The following is an 8,565-nucleotide window of genomic DNA, read 5'->3' as shown; positions in this document are numbered from 1 at the left end:
TCTATGAAGGAAAGTCCCAAATTCTTTTCACTAACGAGAAGAATTAATGTGGAAATCGTTATAATCATCATGGCTATACCAATGATGGAAATTGCCCTCAGAATCAACTTGATTGGTATCCTCTTCCATAAGACTTCAACATCTTCATTTCCCTTAACCATTCTAAATACTGCTATTACAACAATACCAACTGTAGTGGTTTTAACACCACCCGCAGTGGAGCCTGGCGAGCCTCCAATAAACATCATTATAAGAGTTAGAAAAGTCGAAGGCATAGTAAGGGATCCCGTATCCAATGTATTGAATCCTGCAGTTCTTGGAGTCATTGAATGAAAAAAAGAACTAAGTATCTTCCCTTTAAGTCCAAGATTTCCCATTGTAAGTGGATTGCTGTATTCAAATAAAAACATGGTTATAAATCCAAAGACAAGCAAGGATGCTGAAATAATCAAAACAAGCTTAGTATGAAGCATATAACTCTTGAATCTTTTCTTCTGTACAATATCCATTATTACATAAAATCCAAGACCCCCGATTACTACGAGTCCAACGACTGTAAGATTTACAATCGGACTATCCACATAGTTTACCAGACTGTTTCCTATTATATCAAATCCTGCATTGCAGAATGCAGATACTGAATGGAATACCGCAAACCAGATTCCTTTCACTGTTCCATAATCCTTAATAAAAGCCATTGAAAGGAAAATTGTTCCAACAAGTTCTACTCCAATTGTTAGAAAAATTATCCTTCTTGTTAAAAGAACAACTCCCTGAATTGTAGTTGTATTCATCTCTTCCTGCATTAGAAGCCTGTCCTTAAGTGTTATCTTCTTTCCAAGAATAAAAGCTATGAGTGTTGCCATAGTCATTATACCCAGTCCACCCACCTGAATCAAGGTCAGTATCACAAGCTTTCCAAAAATGGTCCAGTGAGCGGCAGTATTCACTACAACAAGCCCTGTTACACATACGGCTGATGCAGCAGTGAAAAGTGCGTCAATGAATCCTATGCTCCTATCGTCTACAGATGCAAAGGGCAGATTAAGAAGCGTGGCTCCTATAAATATGAGAATTGCAAACCAAAGTATTAAAAAATGCGATGGATGCAGCTTCAGATTTGAATACTTATTTCCATTTCTTTCAATTCTTTCCATATCAATCACCTACTATTAGTTCATTTTTACATTATAGCACTTAGACGCTGCTTTTTAAAGAATTTAAATAAAAAAATAACCGCTATTGTCGCGGTTATTTTATAAAAATCATTATTTTACTGAATCTACAAGTGCTTTGAAACCATCTGCATCATTTACAGCCATTTCAGCAAGCATTTTTCTGTTAATCTCAACATCATGTGTCTTAAGGCAATTGATGAATCTGCTGTAAGACAATCCATTAAGTCTTGCTGCTGCATTTATTCTTGTAATCCATAATTGTCTGAATTCTCTTTTTCTCAACTTTCTTCCTACATATGCGTAAGAAAGTGACTTCATTACTGCTTGATTTGCAGTTCTATATTGAATACTCTTAGCTCCATAATATCCTTTTGCGAGCTTAAGAATCTTCTTGTGCTTCTTTTTAGCGTTTAACGCTTTTTTAACTCTAGCCATGATAAACCTCCTAATTCATTACTTATACGGTATTAATTTACTTACTCTTTCAAAATCGCCACTAGAAACCAAAGTTGATTGTCTAAGATTTCTTATCTTCTTTGATGACTTTTTGCCTGTAAAGTGGTTCTTTGTTGCTTTCGCTCTTTTAATTTTTCCGCTTCCAGTTTTACTAAATCTTTTAGCGGCTGATCTATTAGTCTTAATTTTAGGCATGTTAATCCTCCTCCTAATATTAAATTTTTGAATTTAAAAACATAACCATTTGACGACCTTCCATTTTCGGTCTTTTATCAACTACCGAAAGTTCAGAAGTAGCTTCAATGAATTTCAATAAAACTTGTCTACCGATGTCTGTGTGACCTAATTGTCTTCCTCTGAATCTTACAACAACCTTGACTCTATCACCTTTTGCTAAGAACTTATTAGCATTTTTAATCTTAACCTGCAAATCATGTTCATCAATAGTAGGGGTCATTCTTATTTCCTTAACATTGACAATCTTTTGCTTTTTCTTAGATTCTTTTTCTTTTTTTGTTGTATCATATTTGAATTTCCCGTAATCCATAATCTTGCATACAGGTGGTTTAGCATTTGGTGACACCTTTACCAAATCAAGTTTCTTTTCTTCAGCAAGCCTCATGGCTTCCCTAGTATCGAGCACTCCAAGCGGACTACCGTCTGCAGCTATTACTCTAATTTCTCTGTCCCTGATTTGACTATTAATATCAAGTTCTTTAATAATTACACCTCCTAAATAGAAAAAAGACAGCACTAATCCGCTATCTTCAGAAACCAAAACTATTAACCATACTGGCTACACAACTGTGCCGTAAGGTGAGAAGCGGATACCTCTACTTTGTTCTTGTTTATTATAATTAATTATCCTCCCAATGTCAAGACAATTTATGGAATAATTTTCTCAGGACCTAAAGCCCTGAGTATTTTAATCAATAACTATTCAAAATAAGCCATTGGATTCGTATGCTTTCCGTTTATCCTTACCTCAAAATGAAGGTGCGGTCCTGTAGACATCCCTGTAGTTCCTGAATATGATACTACCTGTCCCTTTGTTACACTTTGACCTTCAGATACCAAAACGGAGGTGTTGTGGGCCGCCAATGTGGATATTCCACCACCGTGATCTATTAGTACTATATTACCATAGGCTCCATACCATCCAGCGTAGGTTACTACACCTGAATTTGGAGCAACTATATTGGAACGCATAGGTACTCCTACATCAACTCCCGTATGCATGCTCCAGTATCCATATAGAGGATGAGGCCTCATTCCATATGGAGAAGTTATTCTGTAATAACCTGGTGCAGGCCAGTTCATTTCTCCGCCTGCATATTGTATTTCAAGCTGTTTTTGCTTGATTTTCTTTTCAATGTCATTCGATGCATCGAGAAGCTTTTGTTCTTCTTTTTTAAGCTCATCTATATTATCTTCTAGACTAGACATATAAGTTTCTTTGGCACGACTAGCTATTTCCACGTCATTCCTTTTGCTCTGAACATCCTCAATCGCCCTATAATAATTATTCTGTTCAGACTTAAGTGCTAGTTGAGCTATTTCAAGATCTGTCTGCTGACTTTCAAGACCTTCAAGTATTTCAACATCGCTATTCACAACTCTCTGAATCATATCAGCCCTCGTAAGAAAATCAACTACATCATTTGCATTGAAAAGAACTTCAATATATCCTACGGCACCATTCTTATACATCGCTCTCAATCTTTCCTCGAGAAGATCTGTATTAGATGAAATATCAGACTTGATTTGTACTATTTCAGCTTCCTTCAACGAAATGTTGTTTTCAAATTCTGTTACAATATCATTAAGACCATCTTCCTCAGAAACAAATGAACGTATTTGGTTATCAAGTTCATCAATTTGTTTTTCAACACCATATTTTTCCGATTTCACTTCCTTAAGTTTGTCGGTTATGCTGTCGATTTTATTTTCATTATTCTTTAACTCACTCTGCAAGTCGCCAATGCTTGACGCCTCGGCAGTCATAGCTGCAAATGCTAAAACAAAAACAACAAACAATACAAATACTTTTCTAATCATTTCACCCTCCTAGACACTCAAGAATTTTTTTAGAGATACTATACTGCCCAATATGCCGATTCCAACACCTATGGTGACAAATATTATAAGTAGATCAAAGGATATCATACTTGCAGGTATAAGATTTACAGAAAGCATGGCAAAAAACTTTTCATTTGCCAGGGACACCAAGTAGTCATAACCGTTCAATACTATAATAATAGACAGTATTGAACCCAAAAGTCCCAGAATTATCCCTTCCAGAAGAAATGGTCCCCTTACAAAACCGTTTGAAGCACCAATAAACTGCATAAGCTCTATTTCCGTTTTTCTAGATGCTACTGTGATTTTAATAGTATTTTGTATTATAAATATACTAACAAGAAGAAGTATCATTATGATGAACATTCCAGAAGTCTTAATGAAGCCGGCCATGTTTATAAGCTTTTCTACAAGATCGTTGTAGTATCTTACTTCTTCAATGCCATCTGTCTTCTCAATCTTGTTCACTACTGATTTTGAATAGGAAACATCTTCCAACTGAACTACATAAGCATTAGGAAGAGGATTGTTTGCCAGTCCATCAAGAAGATATGCATCATTTCCAAAGTCTTCTTTCATGTTTTCAAGAGCATGTTCCTTTGACTGGAATACGGATGACATAGTTCCTTCAATATCATTTATTTCTTCACCGATTTCCCTTATTCTTTCATTTGAAATATTGTCATCCAAATAGACATAAATCTCGTCAAATTGTTCCTTTGTTGACAATGACAATGCATTTACATTCAATATAAGCATAAGCACCAGACCCAATATGACAAGCACCGCAGTTATGGAACCTATGGACGCTATACTCATCGTCCTATTTCTGAATATTCCCTGAAAACCCTGCTTAAAAGTATGCTTAATAATCTTAGTAAACATTGTAATATTCCCCTTCCTTCGTATCTCTGATGATTTTCCCGTTTTTAAGTTCTATAACCCTTTTTTTCATTGCATCCACTATCATTCTGTCGTGGGTTGCCATAATAAGAGTCGTACCTTCTGTTTATTTCAGTAAATATTTTCATTATTTCAAAAGTTGTTTCAGGGTCCAGGTTTCCAGTAGGTTCGTCTGCAATTATCAGATCCGGCTTGTTTACTACTGCTCTGGCAATTGCAATTCTCTGCTGCTCCCCTCCCGCAAGCTCATTGGGGAAATTGTTTGCCTTGTCACTAAGTCCGACCATACTCAACACCGTCGGAACCTCTCTTCTGATAACCTTTGGTGAATGTCCAACCATTTCCATTGCAAAAGCAATATTTTCGTAAACAGTCTTCCTATTTAAAAGTCTAAAGTCTTGAAAAATTACTCCGATTTTTCTTCTATGGATAGGCACCTTCCTGCTGCTAAGATAAGTAATGTCCTCTCCATCAAAGAAGAGCTTTCCCTCGCTAGGATTTATTTCCTTTATAAGAAGCTTGATTAAAGTTGATTTGCCTGCACCACTTTTCCCAACAATAAAGGAAAAGCTTCCCTTTTCAATTTTTAAGTCAATATTTTGAACAGCTGTAAACTTGTCCTTGTATACTTTCGTAACATCATTAAATTCTAACATCATATTAATTCTCCATTTTCTATACTACCTTATATTTTACAGACTTTCTGCGATTATTCAAATTAATTATTGGTTTTTCACAATATCTTTTGGTCCAAAGAGTATCTTCAGCATAAATACAGGAAGTAAAATCTGTCTATTTATTCTTTTGGGGTCTGACAACAACCTGTACAGCCATTCAAGACCCAATTTCTGAAAGAATTGAGGAGCTCTTTTAACAGTTCCCGACAAGACATCTATTGTGCCTCCATTACCTATAATCAGCTTTACATCTAAATTGTTCCTGTGATATTCAATCCATTTTTCCTGTTTTGGCGACCCAAGTCCCACAAAAATTATGTCAGGCTTAAGGTCATTGATTCTTTTTATTATTTCCTTTTCCTCTTCATGGTCGGCATGTCCTACATGCTGTCCCTTGAAATATCCGTGCTGATGACCACATACTATGTCACCGAATTCTTTTCTTATGTTTTCAGTCGCCTTTTCAGCAACGCCAGGTGCTCCACCTAGCAGGAATACCTTATATTCCTTCTCAACTGCAATATTCAATATTTCAACAGAGGTATCAAAACCCGTTACCCTTTCCTTCAAGGGAAGCCTTCTGATTCTTGAAGCATAAATCAATCCAATACCGTCAGGAAGAACCAAGCTACCTTTGTTTATTATTCTTTTTAATTCACTATCATTATTACAAAACATGATAATCTCGGTATTAGGAGTGAAAATCGTAAATATTTCATCTCCTCCCTTTTCCAGGTGATTTTTTATCATTTCACTTGCATCTAATTTTGTGGTGTTGTTTAGACCTACATCCATTATAGAAATTTTGTTCATATTATTCCTCAAGTAATTCCATTATTATTTTTTTATTCTCTTTAAGGGTTTCAACAAGTTCATCCCTTTTCCCAATATATTCTATGTCACTTTCAAGTTTTTCAAATATATCGTTGCAAACTTTGTCAGTATCTATATTTTCAATATTACATATTGATTTCATACCCAGACTCTTCATGAAATATTCAACCTTGGGATCATAGGATATTGCCGAAATTTTCACAGATGATGAAACTGCAAATATAAGTGAATGAAGTCTAGCACCTAAAAGGAGACTTATTTTCCCAATAAGGCCATATAATTCCTTTGACGTCATTTTATCCTTCACTGTTCCCAACTCAACATCTGTTCTTGCTTCAATTTCTTCAATTATTTCAATATCTTCATCGAAATGAAACGGTATTAGAACATCGTTCATTCCTTTTTCATGAAGTTTCTCTATTATCTCAACAATTGGAGAAACTACGTCAATATCCTTCCATTTTCTAATGGATATTCCCACAACTGTTGTATCCTTATTTTCGAACTTGCTGTCAGGTCCGTAATCTATTACAGGATCTGCTGAAAAACCTGTTTTAGCTACCTTGACACCCAGTTCCTTCAATACATTAAAGGAATTGATATCCCTTACAGTTATTCTATCGGCCTTGTTCAGTAGCCTTGCAGTAATCCATCTGTTGAATTTTCCCTCAATGGGTCCAATTCCCTGGCTCAGCAACACTACCTTCTTATTGAAAAATTCAGAAACAAGAATCAGATACAAATAGTAGTAAATGCTTTTTTTGCTTGTAATATCCTGAAGAAGACTCCCTCCTCCAAATACTACAATATCATTTTTCACTATGGCACTGTTTACTCGGAAAAAATCTTTTCTGTCTACAGAGTTTACATTAAATGTTTTTTCGGTATATTCAGGCTTTCCAGACAAAACACTAATTTCTATATCTTCAGAACTTTCCCTTATCATATCAATAAATTTTTCAAGTATGGCCTCATCACCAATGTTGTTCAGACCATAATACCCTGCAAGTAAAATCCTACGCATCCAATGACTCCTTGTACTTACAGAATATTTTATATGCAACATCAATTGCTATTATTGCAACCACGCCTGTAATTATACCAAACAAGAAGGAGAATCCACTCCTTGCTACAGAAAGATAAAGTGGACTTCTTATATGACTAAATGTATTTACTATTGATGCTAGGCCAATTACAGCTCCAACGGACATAATTCCCGCAATGATTTTATAGTCTTTATTTAAGAAATAAACCATGCCATAAAGAGCCGGGAATGCTATTAAAAATTCCTTGGTTCTAGGTCTTGCAGGCAGTTCCCTTTCAAGAAAATTCCTGACTATCATTTCAATATCTGAAGGCTGTACAGAAGTTTCATGACCTGTTCTGGAAATATATACGTACCCCACATATCCAAGGGCTAGGCCAATAACAACATATAATATCTTTATGTCAATCATTAAGAATCGCTTAACCATTTTAGGGACACTATCATCCATCTTCTTGTAGATGATTTTAAGATAAAACACCACCATTGCAGCAATAGGAATAATCTGACTAATCTTCACACCTCTGAATATATCCATTTCAAGCATAAATTTGGACTCGGACAAAAATGATGTGGAGTACAAGCCCCCTATGAGAACTATTGCAGTGCAAATAACAAGAATCTTAGTAGATTTAAGTATACACTTTAAAAGACCTAATTTGCCATTTACAACTTTGGAACCTTCCACCGCCAATATATAAGCTGAAAGTGAGGAAAAACAAACAGCTCCCAATAAGGCAAAAGAGACTTTTGCCAGTTCGAATTTAACAAAGGCAAGCAAGCCAAACATTGCAGCAGCCACTGCAAAAATTATAAAGTTTATTTTATTATCAATTGACAGCAATACATTAATCAAATAAATGCCTATTGCTATAATTCCTAGACTCATGATGTATGTATTAAGAATGGAAAGCTTTGTGTTTCCCATTTCTGCAGGATCTCCAATTTTAATTCCATGAGACGCAAGTCTATCATCAAGACTTGCGAAGGAATCAACATAAAGTTCTTCGTCATCTGAATAATTTAAATCCCCATCCATATAAGGCTTGAAATATATGAATCTTATGTTTCTTTCAGTAATAGACCTGTATAACGAGTTTTCTATTTCCTCGGCTCCCGTATAATTATAAGAACCTATTCTTTCTCTTATGTAATCCCACATTGTAAACGCTCTTATTGCAGAATAGTCAAGGGATTGTACCAGACTGTCAAGACCACTTTGGACAAGATGTTCTCTCTGCTCTCCACTTTCTATCATCACCGGAACAATATCATTCCCTCTCATGAATTCTGAAAGTTTTCCCATGCCTGAAGGATATCCGACAATTTCCTTACCATAAAACAATACATACTTCTGTTCCGGATTCAGTGTACTTATAGAATTAATAAAATT

General features: G+C 35.4%; 9 protein-coding genes and 1 pseudogene. All 10 read right to left on the bottom strand.

Features of this window, described 5'->3' with window-relative positions; genetic code table 11:
- On the bottom strand, positions 1 to 1,157 hold a 1,157-nt coding region (locus AC3AX0_RS03435; protein WP_487548908.1), incomplete at its 3' end, for a TrkH family potassium uptake protein.
- 111 nt (positions 1,158 to 1,268) lie between these two features.
- Positions 1,269 to 1,613 (bottom strand): 50S ribosomal protein L20, encoded by a 345-nt coding sequence (gene rplT, locus AC3AX0_RS03430; RefSeq protein ID WP_487548907.1) that lies wholly within the window; start codon positions 1,611 to 1,613, stop codon positions 1,269 to 1,271.
- A gap of 18 nt (positions 1,614 to 1,631) precedes the next feature.
- Positions 1,632 to 1,829 carry a 50S ribosomal protein L35 gene (rpmI, locus tag AC3AX0_RS03425; RefSeq protein WP_487548906.1) on the bottom strand — a complete coding sequence of 66 codons (198 nt, stop codon included), beginning with the start codon at positions 1,827 to 1,829 and terminating at the stop codon, positions 1,632 to 1,634.
- 19 nt (positions 1,830 to 1,848) lie between these two features.
- Positions 1,849 to 2,412 carry a translation initiation factor IF-3 gene (gene infC / locus AC3AX0_RS03420; RefSeq protein ID WP_487548905.1) on the bottom strand — a complete coding sequence of 188 codons (564 nt, stop codon included), beginning with the start codon at positions 2,410 to 2,412 and terminating at the stop codon, positions 1,849 to 1,851.
- A 158-nt stretch (positions 2,413 to 2,570) separates the two neighbouring features.
- A complete protein-coding gene (locus tag AC3AX0_RS03415; protein ID WP_487548904.1) occupies positions 2,571 to 3,692 on the bottom strand; it encodes a murein hydrolase activator EnvC family protein in 1,122 nt (373 codons plus the stop codon).
- Between the two features lie 9 nt (positions 3,693 to 3,701).
- Complete coding sequence (gene ftsX / locus AC3AX0_RS03410; protein WP_487548903.1) at positions 3,702 to 4,598, bottom strand: permease-like cell division protein FtsX; 897 nt, start codon at positions 4,596 to 4,598, stop codon at positions 3,702 to 3,704.
- Positions 4,588 to 5,272, bottom strand: a pseudogene (ftsE, locus tag AC3AX0_RS03405) (cell division ATP-binding protein FtsE). Before ftsE ends, ftsX begins: the two are co-directional and overlap by 11 nt.
- 66 nt (positions 5,273 to 5,338) lie before the next feature.
- Complete coding sequence (locus tag AC3AX0_RS03400) at positions 5,339 to 6,106, bottom strand: WecB/TagA/CpsF family glycosyltransferase (protein WP_487548902.1); 768 nt, start codon at positions 6,104 to 6,106, stop codon at positions 5,339 to 5,341.
- Between the two features lies 1 nt (position 6,107).
- Positions 6,108 to 7,151 (bottom strand): polysaccharide pyruvyl transferase CsaB, encoded by a 1,044-nt coding sequence (csaB, locus tag AC3AX0_RS03395; protein ID WP_487548901.1) that lies wholly within the window; start codon positions 7,149 to 7,151, stop codon positions 6,108 to 6,110.
- A partial coding sequence (locus AC3AX0_RS03390; RefSeq protein WP_487548900.1) for a DUF5693 family protein occupies positions 7,144 to 8,565 on the bottom strand: 1,422 nt, incomplete at its 5' end. The genes csaB and AC3AX0_RS03390, both read right to left, overlap by 8 nt.

This window comes from Dethiosulfatibacter sp., assembly GCF_983023055.1.
Note: the sequence above shows the minus strand (reverse complement) of the source record. Positions and strands in the feature narration are given on the sequence as shown.